This window comes from Dactylosporangium darangshiense, assembly GCF_039537565.1.
Classification (GTDB): domain Bacteria; phylum Actinomycetota; class Actinomycetes; order Mycobacteriales; family Micromonosporaceae; genus Dactylosporangium; species Dactylosporangium darangshiense.
Genome location: NZ_BAABAT010000006.1, coordinates 117,793 through 139,201, shown reverse-complemented (window position 1 = coordinate 139,201; position 21,409 = coordinate 117,793). Strand labels below are relative to the sequence as shown.

General features: G+C 72.9%; 19 protein-coding genes and 3 pseudogenes. 16 read left to right on the top strand and 6 right to left on the bottom strand.

The genetic code is table 11. The features are described from left to right. Positions 1-12: 12 nt before the first annotated feature. Genes ABD901_RS14665 through tsaE form a run of 4 tightly spaced genes read left to right on the top strand, consistent with a single transcriptional unit; the run spans position 13 to position 3,423 of the window. Positions 13-408: a holo-ACP synthase gene (locus ABD901_RS14665; protein ID WP_345126248.1), complete on the top strand. Its 396-nt coding sequence runs from the start codon at positions 13-15 to the stop codon at positions 406-408. Then, on the top strand, positions 405-1,850 hold the full coding sequence (locus tag ABD901_RS14660; RefSeq protein WP_345126245.1) for an NAD(P)H-hydrate dehydratase: 1,446 nt from the start codon (positions 405-407) through the stop codon (positions 1,848-1,850). Before ABD901_RS14665 ends, ABD901_RS14660 begins: the two co-directional genes overlap by 4 nt. Before the next feature lie 20 nt (positions 1,851-1,870). Beyond that, the gene (locus ABD901_RS14655; protein WP_345126243.1) at positions 1,871-2,947 is read left to right on the top strand and encodes an alpha/beta fold hydrolase; all 1,077 of its coding nucleotides are present in this window, start codon (positions 1,871-1,873) and stop codon (positions 2,945-2,947) included. After that, complete coding sequence (gene tsaE / locus ABD901_RS14650) at positions 2,944-3,423, top strand: tRNA (adenosine(37)-N6)-threonylcarbamoyltransferase complex ATPase subunit type 1 TsaE (RefSeq protein ID WP_345126240.1); 480 nt, start codon at positions 2,944-2,946, stop codon at positions 3,421-3,423. Before ABD901_RS14655 ends, tsaE begins: the two co-directional genes overlap by 4 nt. Positions 3,424-3,514: 91 nt before the next feature. On the opposite strand, the gene ABD901_RS14645 is transcribed toward tsaE, so the two are convergent. Next, complete coding sequence (locus tag ABD901_RS14645; protein ID WP_345126237.1) at positions 3,515-5,587, bottom strand: Hsp70 family protein; 2,073 nt, start codon at positions 5,585-5,587, stop codon at positions 3,515-3,517. 343 nt (positions 5,588-5,930) lie between these two features. Between ABD901_RS14645 and tsaB the strand changes: the two genes are divergently transcribed. From tsaB to ABD901_RS14610, 7 genes and pseudogenes are all read left to right on the top strand, one after another. Further along, complete coding sequence (tsaB, locus tag ABD901_RS14640) at positions 5,931-6,584, top strand: tRNA (adenosine(37)-N6)-threonylcarbamoyltransferase complex dimerization subunit type 1 TsaB (protein ID WP_345126233.1); 654 nt, start codon at positions 5,931-5,933, stop codon at positions 6,582-6,584. Beyond that, positions 6,581-6,736, top strand: a pseudogene (locus tag ABD901_RS14635) (ribosomal protein S18-alanine N-acetyltransferase); the annotation flags it as partial. The gene tsaB and the pseudogene ABD901_RS14635, both read left to right, overlap by 4 nt. Positions 6,737-7,000: 264 nt before the next feature. After that, positions 7,001-7,300, top strand: a pseudogene (gene rimI, locus ABD901_RS14630) (ribosomal protein S18-alanine N-acetyltransferase); the annotation flags it as partial. Then, positions 7,284-8,333 (top strand): tRNA (adenosine(37)-N6)-threonylcarbamoyltransferase complex transferase subunit TsaD, encoded by a 1,050-nt coding sequence (tsaD, locus tag ABD901_RS14625; protein ID WP_345126230.1) that lies wholly within the window; start codon positions 7,284-7,286, stop codon positions 8,331-8,333. The pseudogene rimI and the gene tsaD, both read left to right, overlap by 17 nt. Before the next feature lie 303 nt (positions 8,334-8,636). Then, positions 8,637-8,894 carry a hypothetical protein gene (locus ABD901_RS14620; protein ID WP_345126956.1) on the top strand — a complete coding sequence of 86 codons (258 nt, stop codon included), beginning with the start codon at positions 8,637-8,639 and terminating at the stop codon, positions 8,892-8,894. Between the two features lie 55 nt (positions 8,895-8,949). Then, the gene (locus ABD901_RS14615; protein ID WP_345126226.1) at positions 8,950-10,623 is read left to right on the top strand and encodes an ABC transporter transmembrane domain-containing protein; all 1,674 of its coding nucleotides are present in this window, start codon (positions 8,950-8,952) and stop codon (positions 10,621-10,623) included. Then, positions 10,623-12,335 (top strand): ABC transporter ATP-binding protein, encoded by a 1,713-nt coding sequence (locus ABD901_RS14610; protein ID WP_345126223.1) that lies wholly within the window; start codon positions 10,623-10,625, stop codon positions 12,333-12,335. The genes ABD901_RS14615 and ABD901_RS14610 overlap by 1 nt, the downstream gene beginning before the upstream one ends. 478 nt (positions 12,336-12,813) lie before the next feature. Here ABD901_RS14610 and ABD901_RS14605 read toward each other — a convergent pair whose 3' ends face one another. Both ABD901_RS14605 and ybaK read right to left on the bottom strand, forming a co-directional pair. Next, on the bottom strand, positions 12,814-13,101 hold the full coding sequence (locus ABD901_RS14605) for a DUF1707 SHOCT-like domain-containing protein (protein WP_345126219.1): 288 nt from the start codon (positions 13,099-13,101) through the stop codon (positions 12,814-12,816). 12 nt (positions 13,102-13,113) lie between these two features. Continuing rightward, positions 13,114-13,593 (bottom strand): Cys-tRNA(Pro) deacylase, encoded by a 480-nt coding sequence (gene ybaK, locus ABD901_RS14600; RefSeq protein WP_345126216.1) that lies wholly within the window; start codon positions 13,591-13,593, stop codon positions 13,114-13,116. A 17-nt stretch (positions 13,594-13,610) separates the two neighbouring features. Between ybaK and ABD901_RS14595 the strand changes: the two genes are divergently transcribed. After that, on the top strand, positions 13,611-14,357 hold the full coding sequence (locus ABD901_RS14595) for a hypothetical protein (protein ID WP_345126211.1): 747 nt from the start codon (positions 13,611-13,613) through the stop codon (positions 14,355-14,357). On the opposite strand, the gene ABD901_RS14590 is transcribed toward ABD901_RS14595, so the two are convergent. Next, a complete protein-coding gene (locus ABD901_RS14590; protein ID WP_345126208.1) occupies positions 14,317-15,522 on the bottom strand; it encodes a class I SAM-dependent methyltransferase in 1,206 nt (401 codons plus the stop codon). The genes ABD901_RS14595 and ABD901_RS14590 overlap by 41 nt on opposite strands. Positions 15,523-15,718: 196 nt before the next feature. On the opposite strand from ABD901_RS14590, the gene groES reads away from it, so the two are divergent. From groES to ABD901_RS14575, 3 genes are all read left to right on the top strand, one after another. After that, entirely contained in the window at positions 15,719-16,033 is a 315-nt protein-coding gene (gene groES / locus ABD901_RS14585; protein ID WP_344616035.1) for a co-chaperone GroES, read from the top strand. 90 nt (positions 16,034-16,123) lie between these two features. Further along, positions 16,124-17,761 carry a chaperonin GroEL gene (gene groL / locus ABD901_RS14580; protein WP_345126205.1) on the top strand — a complete coding sequence of 546 codons (1,638 nt, stop codon included), beginning with the start codon at positions 16,124-16,126 and terminating at the stop codon, positions 17,759-17,761. Between the two features lie 199 nt (positions 17,762-17,960). Next, positions 17,961-19,469, top strand: coding sequence for a molybdopterin-dependent oxidoreductase (locus ABD901_RS14575; RefSeq protein ID WP_345126202.1), 1,509 nt, complete (start codon positions 17,961-17,963; stop codon positions 19,467-19,469). A 143-nt stretch (positions 19,470-19,612) separates the two neighbouring features. On the opposite strand, the pseudogene ABD901_RS14570 reads toward ABD901_RS14575, so the two are convergent. Next, a pseudogene (locus ABD901_RS14570) lies at positions 19,613-19,978 on the bottom strand (WhiB family transcriptional regulator); the annotation flags it as partial. A 180-nt stretch (positions 19,979-20,158) separates the two neighbouring features. Between ABD901_RS14570 and ABD901_RS14565 the strand changes: the two are divergent. Further along, positions 20,159-20,917, top strand: a complete 759-nt coding sequence (locus ABD901_RS14565) for a helix-turn-helix domain-containing protein (RefSeq protein ID WP_345126199.1) — start codon at positions 20,159-20,161, stop codon at positions 20,915-20,917. 85 nt (positions 20,918-21,002) lie between these two features. On the opposite strand, the gene ABD901_RS14560 is transcribed toward ABD901_RS14565, so the two are convergent. After that, positions 21,003-21,395 carry a DUF5319 domain-containing protein gene (locus tag ABD901_RS14560; RefSeq protein WP_345126198.1) on the bottom strand — a complete coding sequence of 131 codons (393 nt, stop codon included), beginning with the start codon at positions 21,393-21,395 and terminating at the stop codon, positions 21,003-21,005. Between the last annotated feature and the right edge of the window lie 14 nt (positions 21,396-21,409).

Genomic DNA, 21,409 nt, shown 5'->3' with positions numbered 1-21,409 from the left:
CAGGGTAACCCTGTGATCGTGTCCGTCGGCATCGACGTCGTGCTCGTCGAGCGCTTCGGCAAGGCGCTGGAGCGCACACCACTGCTCATCGACCGCCTCTTCACCTCCGCCGAGCGGGTCACCTCCTCCGGGAACCCCCGCTCGGCGGAGTCGCTGGCGGCCCGCTTCGCGGCGAAGGAGTCGGTGGCCAAGGCCCTCGGCGCGCCCGGCGGGCTGCACTGGCACGACTGCGAGATCGTGTCCGATCCCGACGGCCGGCCGTGGCTGACCGTCTCCGGCACCGTCGCACAGGCCGCCGCCGAGCGCGGGATCTCCCGCTGGCATCTGTCGCTGTCGCACGACGGCGGGATCGCCTCGGCGATGGTCGTGGCCGAGCGGGTGCCCGCCGAACAGGGGAGCGCCGAATGAGAGCCGCTTGGCGGGTCGCGCAGGTGCGCGCGGCCGAAGAGTCGCTGATGAAGACCCTGCCCGACGGTGCGCTCATGCAGCGCGCCGCCGCGGGCCTGGCGCGACGCTGCGCCGACACGCTGCCCCGGCTGTACGGCAGCACGATCCTGCTGCTCGTCGGCCCCGGCAACAACGGCGGCGACGCGCTCTACGCCGGCGCCCGGCTCGCCCGCCGCGGCGCCCGCGTGGAGGCGCTGCTGCTCGACCCCGACCGGGCACACCGCGGCGGCGCCGGCGCGCTCGTCGAGGCCGGCGGGCGGCTGCTCGCCCCCGACTCGAAGCGCCCGGCCGCCGCCGACCTCGTCGTCGACGGCATCCTCGGCATCGGCGGGCGCGGCGGGCTGCGCGAGCCGCAGGCCTCCCGGGTCGCCGACGTCGCCGACCTGCTGCGCGACGCGCCAGTCATCGCCGTCGACGTGCCCTCGGGCGTCGACGCCGACACCGGCGCGGTCACCGGCATGGCGATCCACGCCGACATCACGGTCACCTTCGGCGTGCTCAAGCCCGGGCTGGTGGTGGGCGCCGGTGCGGTACACAGCGGGATGGTCGAACTCGTCGACATCGGCCTCGGCGGGCACCTCGACGGCGACCCCGCCCTCTACGTGCCCGACGCCGCCGACATCGCCGCCTGGTGGCCGCGGCCGGCCGCGAACGACAACAAGTACTCCCGCGGCGTCGTGGGCCTGTCCACCGGCTCCGACACCTACATCGGCGCCGCCGTGCTCTCCACCTCGGGCGCCCTCGCCGGCCCGTCCGGCCTGGTCCGCTACGCCGGCGGCGCGGCCGACGCCGTGCGCATGCACCACCCGCCGGTCGTGGCCACCGAGCGGGTCGCCGACGCGGGCCGCGTCCAGGCGTGGGTCTGCGGCAGCGGCCTCGGCACCGACGACCGCGCCTACGGCGAGGTGCGGGCCGTGCTCGGCGCACCCGTGCCCGTCGTCCTCGACGCCGACGCGCTGACCCTGCTCGGCGACACCCGGATGCGCGACTGGCTGCGCCAGCGCGACGCGCCGACCGTCGTCACGCCGCACGACGGGGAGTTCCAGCGCCTCTCCGGCGGCGCGCCCGGCGACGACCGGATCGCCGCCGCAACCACCCTCGCCGCCCGCATGGACGCCGTGGTGCTGCTCAAGGGCGACCGCACCATCGTCGCCACGCCCGACGGCCGGGTCTTCGTCAACCCGACCGGCACCGCGGCCCTGGCCACCGGCGGCACCGGCGACGTCCTCGCCGGCCTGCTCGGCTCCCTGCTCGCCGGCGGCCTGCCGGCCGAGCACGCGGCCGTCGCCGCCGCCTACGCGCACGGCCTCGCCGGCCGCCTCGCCGCCGAGGGCGGCCCCGTCACCTCCGCCGACGTGGCCTCCCACCTGCGCGAAGCAGTCGCGATCTTAACTCGCGGGTAACGACCGTTTAGGCTTTGTGCATGGGCAGTGAGGTGGTCAAGAACGGCAACCGGAAGCGAACGGCCGGCATCGTCGGCGCGATCGTGGGTCTGGCGGCGGCGGGCGTCGCCGCCGGGGTGGCCACCGAGCGGTACATCGTGCGGCGCTCCAAGAACGCCGACGACCCCTACGCCGACGAGGAGTTCGGCGTCTGGGACACCGACGAGGAGCTCACCGTCACCACCGACGACGGCATCGACCTGCACGTGGAGGTCGTCGACGGCCCGGTCGGCGACGATCGCCCCACGCTGGTCTTCGTGCACGGCTTCTGCCTGGACATGGGCACGTTCCACTTCCAGCGCAAGTACTTCGAGGGCAAGTACCGCATGGTCTTCTACGACCAGCCCGGCCACGGCCGCTCGGGCCGCCTGTCCAAGGGCGAGTACAGCCTGGACGCCCTCGGCGCAGGCCTGCGTGCCGTCCTGCAGGCCACGACGCCGACCGGCCCGATCGTGCTCGTCGGCCACTCGATGGGCGGCATGACGATCATGGCGCTGGCCGAGCAGGTGCCCGAGCTGTTCGAGTCCCGCGTCCGAGCCGCCGTGCTCATCTCCACCTCCGCGGGCAAGCTCGACCAGGTCACCTTCGGCTTCCCGGAGGTCGTCGCCCGCTTCCGCCGCCCGCTGATGCCCGTCCTCGGCTTCGCCGGCCCGATCAGCTCCGCCGTCATCGACCGCGCCCGCCGCGCCTCGACCGACCTGGCCTGGCTGCTCACCCGCCGCTACGGGTTCGGCACGGCGCGTCCCAGCCCCGCCCTGGTGTCGTACGTCGAGAAGATGAACTCCACCACGTCGACCGAGGTGATCGCGCGGTACCTGCGCACGCTCTACACGCACGCCCGGCTGCTCGTCCTCGGCCCGCTGCGCGACGTGCCCGTCCTGCTCGTCTGCGGCGACAAGGACGTGTTGACGCCGCTGGCGCACACGTACGAGATAACGTCTGTCCTGCCCGAGGCGGAGCTGGTGGTGATCGCCGACGGCGGCCACGTCGTGCTGCTCGAGCACGCCGACGAGGTCGACGACGCGATGGACACGTTCCTCACGAAGGTGCTGCAGTGACGAGAATCCTGGCGACGGTCGAGCAGACGCGCGATTTCGGCATGGCGCTCGCGTCCGTGCTGCGCGCCGGCGACCTGGTCGTGCTGACCGGCCCGCTCGGCGCCGGCAAGACCGCCCTGGCGCAGGGCGTCGGCGCCGGTCTGCACGTGACCGGCAATGTGACGTCCCCCACGTTCGTGATCGCCCGGGTGCACCGGCCCGACGCGAACCGGGGCGGGACACTGCCGATGGTGCACGTCGACGCGTACCGCCTCGGCAACGTCCGGGACCCGATGGGGGAGGTCGACGCCCTGGACCTGGACGCGACGCTCGAGGACTCGGTCACGCTCGTGGAGTGGGGCGAGGGGCTGGTCGAGCAGCTCAGCGACGCGCACCTGGAGGTCCGTCTGGATCGCCGTGACGACGACTCGCGGGTGGTCGCCCTGATCCCGCGCGGCGGCGACTGGCCGACTCGCGCGGCCTCGCTGACGGCGTAGGCGGTTTTTGCCGACAAGTCGGGCGCTGGCGCGCCACGACTTGTCGGATTTATACCCCGACAGGCGATAGATCGTGGCGTTCTCGCGCGCGTCAGGCGGCCTGCAGGACCTCCCAGACGTCCACCCAGGTGCCCTCGTCGTCCGTACCGCGCGCCAGCAGGTGCCGGCCCTCGTGACAGAACGCGGTGCTCACCGGCCGCCCCGGCGCGAGGTCGGCGCGGAACACCTCGGCCTCCGTCTCCAGGTCCCGCACCGACAGGGTGCCGTCCAGCGCCGCCGCGCGCAGCCGGCCGTCCGGGCTCTCCATCTGCGGCGCGAAGGCGTCCGCGCGGCTCGTCTCGGCGTACCCGGTGAACCGCTTCGGCAGGTCCTCGCCCACGACGCGGTCGAGGCGGGCGCCAGTGGCCAGGTCCCACACGGTGGCGACGTCGCGGCGATAGCGGCCGACGCTCGCCGCGCCCTCGCCGGTGGTGACGAGGCGCCATTCGGATTCGTTCAGCAGTACCGCATCCGGTTTGTGAACGTCGGAGAAGCTCGCCACCATCCGGCCGGCCAGCACGTCCCACACCGAGAAGTGGCCGTCGGCGTCCCAGGTGACGAGGGCCAGCCGGCGGCCGGGGCCGAGCGCGACCTGCGCGTGCTGCGTGCGGCCGGCGCCGCGGCCCGGGCGCAGCTCGGTCACCAGGGCGCCGGTGTCGATGGCGCGCACCTTGACGTACTCGCCGGTGCGCGAGCACTCGATCAGTGCCCGCCGGTCGGGCGTGAGCAGCCAGGCGCCGGCCACGCGCAGGTGGTGCCGCTTGGCCAGCTGGAACCGCTCGGCGCTCGCCGGTTCGAGGCGCGCGTGCGCGGCCACCGCGCCGGAGGCGACCATGCCGCCGGCGGCGACGCGCTGCTCGAGCAGGACGCCGTCGGTGCGCCCCGCCGTGAGGTCGAACACCTGGTCGTCGGCGATGCGCACCTGCGCGAGGGCGGCGCCCCGGGCGTACCCCTCGCCCTCCTTCACCAGCCACCGCACCAGCCGCCCGCGCCCGCCCGGGATCGTCCACGACAGCGGCTCGACGCGCCACGACGGCGGGTCCGCGGGCACGCCGCGCTCGGCACGGGCGCGCGCCCAGGCGGCGGCGCCGCGCAGCACGGCGAGCTCCGGATCGGCGGGGCGGGTCACCGGCCGGCCGAGGCCGTTGTGCAGCACCGGCCCGACCCCGGGCAGCCGCGCGGCGCCGCCGACCATGAGCACCGCCATGATGTCGGCCGGCACGAGCCCCGCCCGCGCGATGACCGCACGGCAGCTGGCGATCAGCCAGCGCGTCGCCGGCTCCGTGAGCTGGTCGAGCATGCGGCGGTCCAAGCGGTACGCCGGGACGCCCGACTCCACCTCCTCCGCCGCCTCGGGTGCGTCGGCCAGCCGGTGCTTGAGCCGCCGCGCGATGTCCAGGGCGTGCAGGTTGGCGCGCACGCTCGTGTCGCCGCCGGCCGAGAACGCCGGCTCCACCCACTCGGCGAGCGTCGCCCGGAGGTCCGCGGCGAGCATCACGTCGATGTCGCGGCCGCTGCCGGAGCCTTCATGACTCAGCGGTACCGCACGACCCTGCTCCACCCGGGCCACCGTCGCCGTCCACGTCGCGCCGAGGTCGCACACGAGCACGTGGCCGCCCTCGGGGGCCTCGAGCATCGTCATCGGGTCGAGCACCGCGGCCGTCGCGTCGCAGACGAGCTCGGCATCGGGGAAGCCGGTCATGGCCGCGGCGGCGACCAGGCTTTCGCGGCGGGGATCATGGGTTCGGTACCCCACGGGCGCGCTCAGCACCAACCGCCCGACGCTCCCGTACAGCCGGCGCGCCTCGTCGACGACCGCCTCCAGCGCCGTGCCGACCAGCTCCACCCCGTTGACCAGCTGGTCGCCGAGCCAGATCGGCGCGTTGGCGTCGATCGCGCGGCGCACGCCGTCGACGTACTGCCGCGGATGCTGGTCCCTGGCCTGCTCGGCGGGGACGCCGACGGTCAGCTGCCCGCGCCCGGCGCCGGCGACGAGCGTGGCACCGCCCGGCCAGCGCTGGGCCCCGGTGACGGGCTCGCGGACCGGGAGCAGCTGGTCGGGTAGTACGACGGCGGCGGACAGGGCCCACGACCCGATGTCCACGACCAGGATCGGTTCGGTCACAGCGGCTCTCCCGGCGTCGATAGCCGCCGATGCTAGGGCCCGCTCGTTGCGGTCGCGTTAAATGGTCGCGGTTGCGACGTCGCAACACCGATTTGACCAGCACCGTTTGCCTGCGCGCCGCCTTTGCGGCCTTGACGTCGCCTTTGGGCCCTGGACGCCACTTTTGCGCCTTCGACGCCGCTTCTGTGCTCTCGACGGCGCCTTTGTGCTCTCGACGGTGCTTTGGTGCTCTCGACGGCGCCTTTGTGCTCTCGACGGCGCCTTTGTGTGCTCGACGGTGCTTTTGTGTGTTCGGCGCCGCGGCGTCAAAGAAGTGTCAGACCCCTCCTCTAGAGTTGGGACCGTGCTGGTGATGGTGGTGGACTCGGCGACGGCGGCGGTGACCGCGGCGCTCGCGCGGGTCGGTGACGACGACGTGACCCTGCTCGCGGAGCGCGTGACCGTCGACGCCCGCGGCGCCGGCGAGCTGCTGGCACCCCAGATCACCGCCGCGCTGGCCGACGGCGGCGCGACCATCGGCGACCTGACGGCGATCGTGGCGGGCGTCGGACCCGGCCCCTTCACCGGCCTGCGCGCCGGCCTGGTCACCGCCGCGGCGATGGGCCACGCCCTGGCGCTACCGGTCTACGGCGTCTGCACCCTCGACGCGATCGGCCTGCACCTGCCGGGCCGCGCCCTGGTCGCGACCGACGCCCGCCGCAAGGAGATCTACTGGGCCGTCTATCAGGACGGCACCCGCCTGGCCGGCCCCGACGTGGCGAGCCCCGCGGACGTCGCACTCGACGGCATCGAGCGCGCGGCCGGCGACGGCGCCGAGAAGTACGCAGACGTGCTCGCCCTGCCCGTCGAGGGCCCGCGCTACCCGTCCGCACTGGCACTGGCCGAGCTTGCCGCCGACCGCGTGCGCGCCAAGGCCCCGGGCGAGACGCTCACGCCGCTCTACCTGCGCCGGCCCGACGCGGTCCTGCCCGGCGAGCGGAAACCGGCACTGCAATGAGCATCGACCTGGCCGAGCTGCGGTGGTTCCACATCGAGGAGCTGCTGCCGATCGAGGACGAGCTCTTCGGCGAGGAGCGCTGGTCGGCCGGCATGTTCTGGAACGAGCTCGCCAACGGCCACCACTACCTCATCGCCGTCGACCGCGACACCGAGCCGTCGTCTCCCGGCGCGCGGCCTTCCTCTCCTCGCGGTCCGTCGCCCGTCGCCGGGCCTGCGAGCGGCTCGACCCTGGGGTCGCGATCCGCGGCGATCGGTTCGGTCGACAGCGCTTCGGTCGAGAGCACTTCAGTCGGCAGCGCCTCAGTCGAGAGCGGTTCGGTCGGCGGCGGTTCGGTCGGCAGCGGTTCGGGCGACGGCGGTTCGGGTCCGGCCGTTGGGGAGCACGGTGCCGAGCCGGGCGCGGGCGGGCGCCGCGGGCGGATCGTCGGGTATGCCGGGCTGGCCGTGTCGCCGCCGGACGAGGCGTGGGTGCAGAACATCGGCGTGCGCGGCGACGCACAGCGGCGCGGCATCGGGCGGCGGCTGCTGGAGGCGCTGCTCGACGAGGCCGCCCGGCGCGGGGCGCGGCAGGTCCTGCTCGAGGTCGCCGTCGACAACGCGCCGGCGCAGAAGCTTTATGCGCAGTACGGGTTCGAGGCCGTCGGCATCCGCCGCGGCTACTACCAGCCCAGCAACACGGATGCACTGGTGATGATGCGTGAGCAACAAGACTGAACCGCTGGTCCTCGGGATCGAGACGTCGTGCGACGAGACCGGCGTCGGCATCGTGCGGGGGCACACGCTGCTCGCGGACGAGATCGCGTCGAGCGTCGACGAGCACGCGCGGTTCGGGGGCGTGGTGCCGGAGGTGGCCAGCCGGGCGCACTTCGAGGCGATGGTCCCGACGATGCAGCGGGCGCTGGACAAGGCGGGCGTGACGCTGGCCGACGTGGACGCCATCGCGGTCACGGCCGGTCCGGGGCTGGCGGGCGCGCTGCTGGTCGGCGTCGCCGCGGCCAAGGCCTACGCGGTGGCCGCGGGCAAGCCGATCTACGGCGTCAACCACCTGGCCGCGCACGTGGCGGTCGACACGCTCGAGCACGGCGCGCTGCCGGAGCCGGCGATCGCGCTGCTCGTCTCCGGCGGGCACTCCTCGCTGCTGCGGGTCGACGACCTGGCCGGCGGGGTCGTGCCGCTCGGCGCGACGATCGACGACGCCGCCGGCGAGGCGTTCGACAAGGTGGCGCGGCTGCTCGGGCTGCCGTTCCCGGGCGGGCCCCCGATCGACAAGGCGGCGCGCGAGGGCGGGGCGGGCATCCCGTTCCCGCGCGGGCTCACCGCGCCGCGCGACCTCGCCGAGCACCGGTTCGACTTCTCGTTCTCCGGCCTGAAGACCGCCGTGGCGCGGTGGGTCGAGGCGCGGCAGCGGGCCGGTGAGCCGGTGCCGGTCGCGGACGTGGCGGCGAGCTTCCAGGAGGCGGTGTGCGACGTGCTGACGGCGAAGGCGGTCGACGCCTGCCGTGAGCACGGCGTGGAGACCCTCGTCATCGGCGGCGGCGTCGCGGCCAACTCGCGCATCCGGTCGATGGCCCAGGAGCGCTGCGACAAGCACGGCATCACGCTGCGCGTGCCGCGCCCCAAGCTCTGCACCGACAACGGCGCGATGGTGGCCGCGCTGGGCTCGCACCTGGTCGCCTCCGGTGCGGCGCCGGGCTCGCTCGGCCTGCCGTCGGACTCTGCGATGCCCATCACACTCGTCACGGCCTGACCGACAACCCGCCGCGTCGGCGCACGCCGGCCGCCGCGGCCACACAAGCACGTTCCGGCCCGTCCCGGCCCGCCGGCGGCAGCCCGATCGGGCCGGCCCAAACCCGGACCTGGAGCCGGCCCCAGGTTGGGCAGCCCCGGGTTGGGCAGCCTCGGGTCAGCCCGACCGGGCCGGCCCAATCCGGGGTCGGCCGGTCCTCGGTTCTCGTTTCCCCTGTCCGCCCGGGCAGGAGCCGGAGCCGCCGCGGCGGCCGTCTGACCATCGTCGTTGTGGGAGGTGGGTATGGGAGTAGAGTCCAGCGCCGTGATCGTGCGCATGTGGGAGGTCAGGGCGCACCCGGAGTCGTTCGGGGAGCTGTTGTCCTGGGTTTGCGAGGCCATGCTGCCCAAGGTCGAGGTGCACCCCATGCACATGAGCAGCGAGGTGTACTCGTCGACGGACCAGCGACTCGTCGTCGTGTCCAAGTGGCGAGGTAGCACGCCCGAAGGGTTTGCCGAACCGCCGTCGCACCTCGTGGCTCGCAAGCCGCAGTTCTGGGACTTCACAGAGGTCGACCGCTGAGCGCGCGGAAAAATGTAAGGCGATCGGGGCGGGGCAGCGGTTACGGTGCACTACCGTGCGCAGACTGCCCCTCGCCGAGCCGCTGGAGCCCGACAGTCGTTCCGCGGCGAGGTACCTGCTCTGGCTCGCGCGCAGCCAGCTCTCGCTGATCGCCGGGGGCGTCTGCTTCGGCGTCATGTGGATGGTCAGCCAGGCGCTCGTGCCGGCGGCGATCGGGGCCGGCGTCGACGCGCTCGCACACCACGACCGGCGGCGGCTCCTGCTCGCGGCGCTGGGGGTGCTCGGGCTCGGTGCCGTCACCGCGGTCAGCGGGACGATGCGCCACCGGTTCGCGGTGACGAACTTCCTCAACGCCGGGTTCCGCACCATGCAGGTCACCGTCCGGCAGGCCGCGCGGCTCGGCGCGGCGCTGGAGAAGCGCGTGGCCACGGGCGAGGTCGTGAGCATCGGCACGACGGACTTCGACACCATCGGGTACTCGATGGACATCACCGCCCGCGGCAGCGGCGCGCTCGTCGCGGTCGTGGTCGTCTCCGCGCTGCTGCTGCGCGTGTCGGTGCCGCTCGGGCTGGTCGTCGTGCTGGGCGTGCCGGTGCTCGTCGCCGTGGTCGGGCTCCTGCTGCGACCGCTGCACCACCGGCGCCGCCACCAGCGCGACCTCGCCGGGCAGCTCGCCAGCCGCGCCGCCGACATCGTGTCGGGGCTGCGGGTGCTGCGCGGGGTCGGCGGGGAGGCGGTGTTCTCCGCGCGGTACCGCGCCGAGTCGCAGCGGGTCCGCTTCGCCGGCGTGCGGGTCGCGCGCGTCGAGTCGATGCTCGAGGCCGCGCAGATGCTGCTGCCCGGGTGCTTCGTCGCGCTCGTCACCTGGCTCGGCGCGCGGTTCGCGGTCGCCGGGCGGATCACGCCGGGCGAGCTGGTCGCCTTCTACGCGTACGCGGCGTTCCTGATCTCGCCCCTGCGCACCCTGACCGAGTTCGCCGACAAGGTGACCCGCGGCCTGGTGAGCGCGCAGCGGGTGGTCGACGTGCTGCGGATCGAGCCCGATTTTCAAGAGCCGCCGGATTCGGTACCCCTGCAGCCCGGCGACCTCGACGACCCCGACTCGGGCCTGCTCGTCGAGGCGGGCACGTTCATGGCGGTCGCGGCCGTCCGGCCCGAGGACGCGGCGGGCATCGCCGACCGGATAGCGCTCCTGGCGCGGGGGTCGCAGGCGCGGCTGCATGGGGTACCACTGCGGAAAATGCCACTCGCGGACGTGCGGCGGCACATTGTGCTGGCCGACAACGACGGGCAGCTGTTCCGCGGCCCGCTGCGCGAGGAGCTCGGCAACGGCGCGACCCTGGACGCCGCGGCGGCGCGCGACATCGTCGAGGCACTCCCCGACGGGCTCGACACCGAGATCGCCGAGCGCGGCCGGGACTTCTCGGGCGGGCAGCAACAGCGGCTGCGGCTGGCGCGGGCGCTCGCGCTCGACCCGCCCGTGCTAGTGCTCGTCGAGCCGACCAGCGCCGTGGACGCGCACACCGAGGCGCGCATCGCCGAACGCCTGCCCGCCGCGCGCGCCGGCCGCACGACCGTGGTCTGCACGACCAGCCCGCTGCTGCTCGACCGCGCCGACATCGTCGCGTTCGTCGACGACTCCGGCCGGGTCGCCGCGGCCGGGCCGCATCGGGCTTTGCTGGACGACTGCCCGGCGTACGCCGCGACCGTGACCCGCGGGGAGGACTGATGCTGCCGATCGCCGGACGCGCAGAGGTGCGGGCCTACCTGCGCGGCCTGTTCGTCGCGTACCCCGGCCGCCTCGCCGGCGTCCTCACACTGCACCTGGTCGCCGCGGCCGCCGGCCTGGCCGCGCCCCCGCTGCTCGGCACGCTGGTCGAGCGCGTTGCCGCCGGCACCACGACGTGGACGGTCGACCGGATCGCCCTGGCCATCGCCGGTTTCGTGATCGCGCAGGCGGTGCTGGTGCGGTACGCCCGCCTGGCCGCCTCGAAGCTGGCCGAGCTGGTCCTGGCCCGCCTGCGCGAGGAGTTCGTCGAGGGCGTCCTCGCCATCCCGCTGTCCACAGTGGAGCGCGCCGGCACGGGCGACCTGCTCAGCCGCGCCTCGCGCGACGTCGCCCAGACGTCGCACTCGGTCGAGGCCGCGCTGCCGGCGATCGTGGTCGGCGTGCTGCAGATGCTGCTCACGATCGGCGCGATCGCCCTGGTCGCCCCGCTCCTGCTGCTGCCGGCCCTGGTCGCGGTCCCAGCTTTGTACTACGGCTCACGCTGGTACTTCCGCCGCGCCCCGGGCGGCTACCTGCGCGAGAGCGCCGCGTTCGCCCAGATGGCCGACGGCCTGGCCGAAACGGTGGAGGGCGCCCGCACGGTGGAGACTCTGGGCCGCCAGTCACAGCGAATCGAGCGCACGCAGGCCCAGCTGACGGGCTTGTACGCCGCCGCGCGCTACACCTTGTCCCTGCGCACGGTCTGGTTCCCCGTGACCGAGTTCGCCTACGCCTTGCCGGCCGCGGTGACGTTGGTAGCCGGCGGCTGGTTCGTGACCCAGGGCTGGTCAACGGTGGGCCAGGTAACGGCGGCGGTCCTCTACCTGGTGGCGATCATCGACCCGCTGGACCGCATTTTGTCCTACTTCGACGAGATGCAGCTCGGCCTGGCGTCTTTCGCCCGCTTGGTCGGCGTACGTTCGGCGACGGCCCCGCCGGTGATGTCGGGCCCAAAGCCGGTCGACGACCGCCTGGTCGCCAAGGACGTCCGCTACTCCTATGTGGACGGCCGCGACGTGCTGCACGGCATCGACCTGGCGATCCGCCCCGGCGAGCGCCTGGCCATGGTCGGCCCGTCGGGCGCCGGCAAGTCCACGCTGGGCCGCCTATTGGCCGGCATCCACGCCCCACGCGCCGGCTCGATCGAGCTGGGCACGGTCCCCTTGTCCGAGCTCCCGCTGGACGACCTGCGCCGCCACGTGGCGCTGGTGACGCAGGAGCACCACGTCTTCATCGGCACTCTGCGCGAGAACCTGACGCTGGCGAGGGCCGACGCGACCGACGAGCAGCTGTTCACCGCCCTGGCCACCGTCGACGCCCTCGACTGGGCGATGGCGCTCGGCCTGGGCGCCACCGACCTGTCGCTCACCCCCGCCCAGGCCCAGCAGCTGGCCCTGGCCCGCCTGGTCCTGGCCGACCCGCACACCCTGGTCCTGGACGAGGCGACGTCCCTGATCGACCCGCGCGCGGCCCGGCACCTGGAGCGCTCGCTGGCCGGCGCGCTGGAGGGCCGCACCGTCGTCGCGATCGCCCACCGCCTCTTCTCCGCACACGACGCCGACCGGGTCGCGGTCGTCGAGGACGGCCGGATCACCGAGCTCGGCAGCCACGACGAGCTGGTCGAGGCGGGCGGCGCGTACGCGGCGCTCTGGCGAAGCTGGCACGGCCGCTAACAGCTGTTGCTGTGTCAGTCGCTCGCTGCGCTCGCCCGGGGGAGCTTCGCTCCACCCGAACCCCCTACCTCCATTGGCGCGCCCCGACGACGAGCACCGGGTTGCCGCGATCAACGAATGGCTCTTACCCCACCCCACCTACGAACCACGCCTTAGGCCCACGAGCGCGCGCCCGTGAAGCGAGCACACCGCCGCGGAACCACGCGAGGCCGGAACCACGCGAGGCTGAAACCCCGCTAGGCCGGTCCCGCGGAGCGAGCCTGCCGCCGCCGGACCCCGCGAGTCCGCGCCCGCGAACGGCGCTCGGCGAAGTCGGCGAATGAGGCGTGGTGTCGATGCGTGCCAGAGTCGCTGGCGTAGGTCGGACACGGCTCCAGGTCGGCGGGTGGTGCTCCGCTTTCTCAAGGTCCACCTTAGCATGCGCCAAAAAGGTGGATCTTGGCTCAACGCCGGACCGTAATCGACGCAGCACGCAAAGCTAATGGAAGAGCGTGTATGCGGTGCCGATCAATGCGACCGCGACGATTGCCAGCGCGAACGTCAGCAGCAACGCGCGGCCGTCGTGTGGCTCGGAGGGGGGTGGGGTGGACGGCGAAGGGGACAGTGCGGGCAGGTCGACGACCGCGGCGCGCAGGTCGTCGAGGGTCTTCGCCGCGTACACCGTGCCCACGCGGTCGGAGAACTCGTCCAGCGTCAGGCGGCCCGCCTCGGTGTGGCGTTGGAGCACACCGATGACGCGCTTGCGGTCCTCGTCCGATGCCCGCACGTCGCTATCGTTTCAGTGCGTCGCGATCGGCGCCAGGGTGGCGCCGGTGACCTGGACCAGGTCCGTCGGGGACAGTTCGATCTGCAGGCCGCGGCGGCCGCCCGAGACGTACATCGTGGCCAACGCCTCCGCCGAAGCGTCGATGACGATCGGGAGTCGCGAGCGCTGGCCGACCGGGGAGATGCCGCCGGTGACGTAGCCCGTGGCGCGCTCCGCGGCCGCCGGCTCGGCCATCGCGGCGCGCTTGCCGCCCACCGCTGCGGCCAGGGCCTTCAGGTCCAGGGACGACGAGACCGGCACGACGCCGACCGTGAGCTGGCCGTCGACCGTCGTCACCAACGTCTTGAACAGGCGCGAAGGCTCCACACCCAGCGCGGCCGCGGCGGCCTCGCCGTAGGAGGCGGCGCGCGGGTCGACCTCGTAGGTATGGGGTGTGAACGCGATCTTCTGGCGCGTCAGCAGTGCGGTCGCCGGGGTGCCCTTGCTCGCCACTGGCCCACAATAGCGACATGCAGATCGGTGCCGTCCAGTTGTACCTCGGCCACGGCCACCTGTTCCTCGGCGCGTCGAACGCCGTCGACCTGGCGGTGTTCGACGGCGACGGTGCGGTCACGGCGACCGAGCACCATGTGCGCATCGCCGCGCGGCCGCAGACCGGGCCGGTGCGGGTGCGGCTGTGGCAAGGTGCGGGGCCGCGGGTCGGGCGGCTGGTGTTCGACGGGAACCTCAAGCTGCCCGATGCCAGGTTCTGCATCGAGGAAGGGACCGGGGCCTCCCGCTACGCCGTCAAGGTGACCAGCTACAGCCCGCGCGTGCTGATCGCGGTCGACGACCCGGGGCACGCCTCGCGGGTGGACGTGGTGCTGGAGCCGGAGTTCGTGCCGCGCAGCGCGCAGGTGTGGACGGCGGGGGAGCCGCCGTTTCCGAAGCTCACGGTGTCGCCGACGGCGCCGCGGCACCGGGCCGACGCGTTCGCCGATGCGCTCGCGGGGCACGACTTTCCGCGCCGGCGGCTGGCCGCGGCGCTGATGGTGGTGTCCGAGGAGCGGCGGCAGCGCAACTCCGAGCAGAGCGTCGCGTTCTACGTCAACGACATCGTCGAGTGGCTGCGCTGGCTCAACGACCGCCTGACGTACGAGATGTGCCGCGACACCGGGCGCCAGCTGCTCGGGCAACTCGGGCTGCGCACGCCGGACCTGCTGGCCGAGGACGTGCTCAACGACCTGCAGCGGCGGCTCGGGCACCCGTTGATCTGAGCAGCAGCGCGGCGGGCTCGCCGGCGATGCGGGTCAGGGCCAGCACGGCGTCGCGGGAGCCCTCGAGGCGCAGCTGGCGGCGCAGGTCCTCGACGTCGTGCGCGGAGCCGCGCTTGAGGATCTGCAGGGAGCCGACGTCGAGGGCGCGCAGGGCGGCGCGCAGCTTCTTCAGTGCGATCGGCAGGCGCTCCTCGATCGCGTAGCAGCGGGCGAACGGGGTGGCGCGTGCCACGTCGGCCGTGACGTACGCGATCGTCTCGTCCAGCAGCCGGCCGTCGAGGGACTCGGCGAGCTCCGCGACCAGGTGGGCGCGCACGACGGCGCCGTCGGGGTCGTAGAGATACCCGCCGAGCGGGCCGGCCGGGGCGCGCTCCGCGCCGGTGCCGGTGAGCTCGTGCGCCTCGTCGCCGCGCAGGACGGTCGCCCGGCGCGGTGCCGCCGCGAGCGGACCACACCAGGCCGCCGCCTCGACAACGTCGCCGTCCACGGACACCCACTCACCCTCGGCCCCGGCGGGGAGCAGGTCGTGGTCGATTCCCGGGGCGAGTTTCAAAGCCGCCAGTGGTACCCGCTGAGCCAGCCCGGCCACGAACTCCCACGGCGGCGAGTACGCGCGCGGGTCGAACACCCGCCGCCCGCCCGACGTGCGGCGGGCCGGGTCGCAGAACACGGCGTCCACGGCGTCGAGCGGGACCTCGGTGGCGTCGCGGGCCTCCAGGTGTACCGAATCCGCCAGATGCAGCGCTCGGACGTTGGCCTCCGCCACGGCGGCGGTGGCGGGGGATGCGTCGACGGCCAGGACCTGCAGTCCCGCCCGGGCGAACGCGATGGTGTCGGCGCCGATGCCGCAGCCGAGGTCGGCGATCCGGCGGGCGCCCGCGGCGGCCATGCGCTCGGCCCGGCGCCGGGCGACCGGGGCGCGGGTGGCCTGCTCGAGGCCGGCACGGGTGAAGAGCATGACGGCGGCGTCCGGGCCGAACTTGGCGGTGGCCCGGCGGCGCAGGGCCACCTGGGTCAGCGCCGCCGCGGCCAGTGCCGGTGCGAACCCGCGGGCGCGCAGCGCGGAGGCGGCGGCGAGCGGGTCGCCGTCGGGCAGGTCGGTGGCCGCGGCGAGGGCGGCTCGGCCGGCCTCGGTGTCCAGTGCCAGCACGTCGTCGAACTCCACCCGCTGATTATCCGGCGGGGATCACTGGGTGATTTCGCGGCGTGTCTGGCACTCTAGTTGACGGAGTGCTAGCCGTCGACATAACCTCCGATTAGCACTCTCGTGTCGAGGGTGCCAGTAAACCCGGCCGGGGCCGGCACCCGCGACGACGGCTTCACCGGGCACTCGATTAACAAGCTCGATACCCTTGGAGGGTATGCCCGTGACTACCGCGACGCAGGTTGCGATCAAGCCACTCGAGGACCGCATCCTGGTCCAGGCCAACGAGGCTGAGACGACCACCGCCTCGGGCATCGTCATTCCGGACACCGCGAAGGAGAAGCCCCAGGAGGGCACCGTCATCGCGGTCGGCCCGGGTCGCATCGACGACAAGGGCAACCGGGTGCCGATCGACGTCAAGGTCGGCGACACCGTCATCTACTCGAAGTACGGCGGCACCGAGGTCAAGTACGCCGGCGCTGAGTACCTGGTGCTCTCCGCCCGCGACGTGCTGGCCGTCATCGAGAAGTGATCAAGTCCAAATAAGCAGTGGCCACCGCCCCGGACCCGTGCGTAGGCGCGAGGCAGCCGGGGCGGTGTCGCTTTGAAGGGAATCCATAGCATGGCGAAGATCCTGAGCTTCTCCGACGAGGCGCGCCACCTGCTGGAGCACGGCGTCAACCGCCTGGCCGACACGGTCAAGGTCACGCTCGGCCCCCGGGGACGCAATGTCGTCCTGGACAAGAAGTTCGGTGCGCCCACCATCACCAACGACGGCGTGACGATCGCCAAGGAGATCGAGCTCGCCAACCCGTACGAGAACCTCGGCGCGCAGCTGGTCAAGGAGGTCGCCACCAAGACCAACGACGTGGCCGGTGACGGCACCACCACGGCGACGGTCCTGGCACAGGCGCTCGTCCGCGAGGGCCTGCGCAACGTGACCGCCGGCACCAACCCGGCCGGGCTCAAGCGCGGCATCGACCAGGCTGCGGCCGCGGTCGTGCAGGCGCTCAAGGACAAGGCCACCCCGGTCGCGAGCCACACCGAGATCGCCCAGGTCGCCACCATCTCCGCGCAGGACGCCACCATCGGCGACCTGATCGCCTCGGCGATGGAGCGGGTCGGCCGCGACGGCGTCATCACGGTCGAGGAGGGCTCGACCCTCACGACCGAGCTCGAGGTCACCGAGGGCATGCAGTTCGACAAGGGCTTCATCTCCCCGCACTTCGTCACCGACGGCGAGGCGCAGGAGGCGGTCCTCGAGGACGCGTACGTCCTCATCACCACCCAGAAGATCTCCGCCATCGAGGAGCTGCTGCCCCTCCTGGAGAAGATCGTCCAGAACAGCAAGCCGCTGCTGATCATCGCCGAGGACGTCGAGGGCCAGGCCCTGTCGACCCTCGTCGTGAACGCCATCCGCAAGACCTTCAAGGTCGTCGCGGTCAAGGCGCCCGGCTTCGGCGACCGCCGCAAGGCGATGCTGCAGGACATCTCGATCCTGACCGGCGCCGAGCTGGTCGCGCCGGAGCTCGGGTACAAGCTCGAGGGCGTCGGCCTGGAGCAGCTGGGCACCGCCCGCCGCGTCGTGGTCACCAAGGACCTGACCACGATCGTCGACGGCGGCGGCGACCGCTCCGAGGTCACCGCGCGCGTCGAGCAGCTGCGCAAGGAGATCGAGGCCTCCGACTCCGACTGGGACAAGGAGAAGCTCAACGAGCGGGTCGCCAAGCTCGCGGGCGGCGTCGCGGTCATCAAGGCCGGCGCCGCGACCGAGGTCGAGATGAAGGAGCGCAAGCACCGCATCGAGGACGCGATCTCCGCGACGAAGGCCGCGGTCCAGGAGGGCATCGTCCCCGGCGGCGGCGCCGCACTGGCCCAGATCCTCTCGGTCCTGGACGGCGACCTCGGCCTCACCGGCGACGAGAAGGTCGGCGTCTCCATCGTGCGCAAGGCCCTGGTCGAGCCGCTGCGGTGGATCGCTCAGAACGCAGGCTTCGACGGGTACGTCGTGGTCGGCAAGGTCTCGGCGCTCGACTTCGGCCACGGCCTGGACGCCGCCACCGGTGAGTACGTCGACCTGGTGAAGTCCGGCATCGTCGACCCGGTGAAGGTGACGCACAGCGCGGTCGCCAACGCCGCGTCGATCGCCGGCCTGCTGCTCACCACGGAGAGCCTGATCGTCGACAAGCCAGCCGCCCCGGAGCCCGCCGCCGGCGGTCACGGCCACGGCCACGGTCACTCGCACGGCCCGGGCTTCTGACCGGTTGCTTTTCCGCGGGCCCCGAGCACTCTCGCTCGGGGCCCGTTCATTTTCCCGACAAGTCGGGCGCTCCGCGCCACGACTTGCCGGATTTATACCTCGTCGGGGGAAAATTCGGCCGCGATCGGTGCCTGGGAGAAACATTAGGGACCTATTACCGGGCTTGGTGGCGCCGGGATGATCGCCGCATGCTGGGGGCGTGCAGACTCGTAGGTTCGGTGCGCTCGCAGTACTGACCGCCGCAGGCGTCGCGCTCGGTGTTGCCGAGATCGTCGCCATCCTCACCGGCGCGAGCACGTCTCCGCTGGTCAGCGTCGGTGGTGTGGTCATCGACAACGTGCCGGCGGGCGTCAAGGAATTCGCGGTCCAGGTCTTCTACACCTACGACAAGCTCGCCCTCAGCGTCGGGACCGTCGTCCTGCTCGCCGTGTTCGCCGCGATCATCGGCGTGCTCGCCGCGAAACGGCCATATATCGGATATATCGGAATCGGCGTCTTCGCGCTCGTCGGGATCGTCGCCGCGCTCAGCCGGCACAACGCGCCCTGGTACGCGTTCGTGCCCACGCTCGTCGGGGCGGCTGCCGGCGCGGGGGTGCTGCGCTGGCTGTCCACGCACGAAGCCGGCGACAACGCCGACCCCGAGCAGCGGCGCTGGTTCCTGCGCGCCGCCGGGTACACGCTGCTCGGCGCCGCCGTCGCCGGGTTTGCCAGCCGCTGGTGGTCCACCCGGCGCAGCGTCGAGGCCGACCGGGCCACGATCACGCTGCCCAGCGTGCCGCCCAACACCGTCGCGCCGCTGCCGCCCGAGGCCGACGCCAACCTGCCCGACCTCGCGCCGTTCGTGACCCCGAACAAGGACTTCTACCTGATCGACACCGCCCTGGTGGTACCGCAGCTGACGAGCGAGGACTGGCAGCTGCGCATCCACGGCCGCGTCGAGAAGGAGATCACCATCAGCTACCAGGAGCTTCTGCGGCGGCCGATGATCGAGCGGTACATCACGCTCGCCTGCGTCTCGAACGAGGTGGGCGGCGGGCTCATCGGCAACGCCAAGTGGCAGGGCGTCAGGGTCGCCGACCTGCTCGCCGAGGCGCGGCCCAAGGATGGCGCCGACCAGGTCGTGAGCCGCTCGATCGACGGGTTCACGGCGGGCACCCCGACGGCGGTGCTCACCGACGGCCGGGACGCCATGCTCGCCATTGCCATGAACGGCGAGCCGCTGCCGATCGAGCACGGTTTTCCGGTGCGGATGGTGGTGCCGGGATTGTACGGATACGTATCCGCGACAAAATGGCTCGTCGAACTCGAACTATCCTCGTTCGCCGATTTCGACGCATATTGGATCAAGCGCGGCTGGGCCGCCAAGGGGCCGATCAAGACCGAATCGAGAATCGACGCCCCGCGCGACGGCGGTAATCCCCGGGCGGGCGAGATCACGATCGGCGGGGTCGCCTGGGCGCAGCACCGCGGCATTTCCAAGGTCGAGGTACAAATCGATCAAGGGCCCTGGCAGGAGGCGACGCTGCTGCCCGTACCGTCGATCGACACGTGGCGGCAGTGGACGCTGAAATGGTCGGCAACGCCCGGCAAGCACCGGCTGACCGTGCGCGCCACCGACAACGGCGGGGAGACCCAGACCAACGCCGTGGCGCCGCCCGATCCGGACGGCGCCACGGGATGGCACTCGATTGAGGTCGACGTCAAGTAGGCGTTCTACCGCGCCGCGGAGCGGGAGCGGGAGCCGCCGGCCGAGACCTGCGGGCGGCGCTGTGACGGCACGCCCGGTGCCGGGTGCGTCGGGGCCGGGCGGCCCGGCGCGCTGCGCAGTGGCTGCTGGGTGCCCGCGTTGGCCGAGGGTACGGGCGGGGTCGGGCGCAGGCCGAGCTTGGCCTCCAGCCGCGACACGTCCACGCGGGTGTGCCGCCGGTCGGCGGTGTCCTCCCAGCCCAGCGCGAGCAGCCGCAGCCGCTCGCCCTCGGTGAAGCCGCCCCACACGCCGTAGGGCTCGCGCGTGGCGAGCGCCTGCGCGGCGCACTCGGCGCGCACCGGGCAGGCCCGGCACACGTTCTTGGCGGCAGCCTCCCGGCGGCCGCGCGACGCGCCTCGCTCGCCGTCGGGATGGAAGAACTGCGCGCTGTCGCGGCCCCGGCACAGGCCGAGCCGCTGCCAGTCCCACACGTCCGCGATGGGACCGGGCAAACGGGTCACATTCGTCATTCGCTCCTCCTTCCAGGCGTGCGGCCTGGAATTCGCGCGTCGCACATTCCCGGTACAACGCGCGAGACCGCCGCGGGTAACGGCATGCCTTCCGTCAATTTCTCGTGAGTCAATCGCGGCGAAACCACGTCTAGATCTCGCCATTTCGTGTTTCTCTCTTTGAGAGAGAGGAGCACGACGGTGCGTACGATTTTGGTGTGTGTGCGAACACAGGTCGCGGCACAGACGGTTGCCGCGGCCGCGGCCAGGCTGGGAGTGGCACACGCGGTGCGGACCGCCGTCACGATGGTCGAGGCCCTGGCGCGGCTCAGTGAGCAGCCGGTCGACCTGGTGCTGGCGGACCCGTCGCTGTCACGCCCCGACAGCGCCGAGTTCTCGCGGCGGGTTCTGGCCGTGGCGCCGGGCGCGACGGTGGTCTTCTTCGGCACGGAGGAGCCCCGCGCGGCCGCGGCGGCGATCGCCGCCGGCGCGCGGGCGGTCATCCGGGTGGACACGGCCGACCCGGTCACGACGCTGGCCAAGGCGGTGCTGCTGGTGCTCAGCCAGGTGGGCCGCAGTAACGGCGAGCCGGTGCTGCAGGCGCGCGTGGCCGTGCCGAAGCAGGCCACCGGCGGCGTCCTCCAGGCCGGCCGCGGGCTGGCCGGCAGCGCGCGCACCACGGTCGGCGTGCCGAGCGCACGGGTCGCCGGCGCCGGGGTGCCGCAGCAGCGCGGCGACTCGCCGGGCGAGCCGCCCCGTCGCCGGGTGGAGCTGACCGAGCGTGAGCTGCAGGTGCTGCGCGGGATGGCGGACGGCAAGAGCAACGCCGAGATCGGCCGCGAGCTCTTCGTCTCCGAGGACACGGTCAAGACGCACGCTCGCCGGCTGTTCCGGAAGCTGGGCGCGCGTGACCGGGCACACGCGGTCGCGGCGGCGTTTCGCGCCGGGCTCGTGAGCTAGCGTCGCTGGGCACGACGTTCGGGCAGGCCATCCAAGGCATGCCGGAGGCGTACCCCTGCCGCGAAAAACCTAAACGAGAGCCTGCTCAGCCGTCGTTGTCGTCGGTCGCGCTCGCCAGGGCGTCGTGAACACCGTCAGCGTAACCCCGCGCGTACTCCCATGTGACGTAGTGGTCCGGGTCGGGGTCGAAGGCGGGCTCGTGCACCCGCGGGCGCCCGGAGGTCAGCAGGTGTTTCAGGTTGCCCCGCAGCAGGTCCCAGTCGAAATAGTGCGGCTCGTGGCAGTCCTCGCACTCGATGACGAGCCCGCGGACGCCGATCGCCGTGAGCAGCGCCTGGTAGATCTCGAGGTCGGCAAGGTCCTCGAGAACGTCCTGGCGCTCGGCGGCGGTCAACGGGTCTTCGCTTCCGCTGTCGTCGAGCTCGGCCGACGGATCGGCCGGGTCGCCGGCGAACGGGTCGATGGGCTCTTCGTGCACGCCTCAACGGTAGC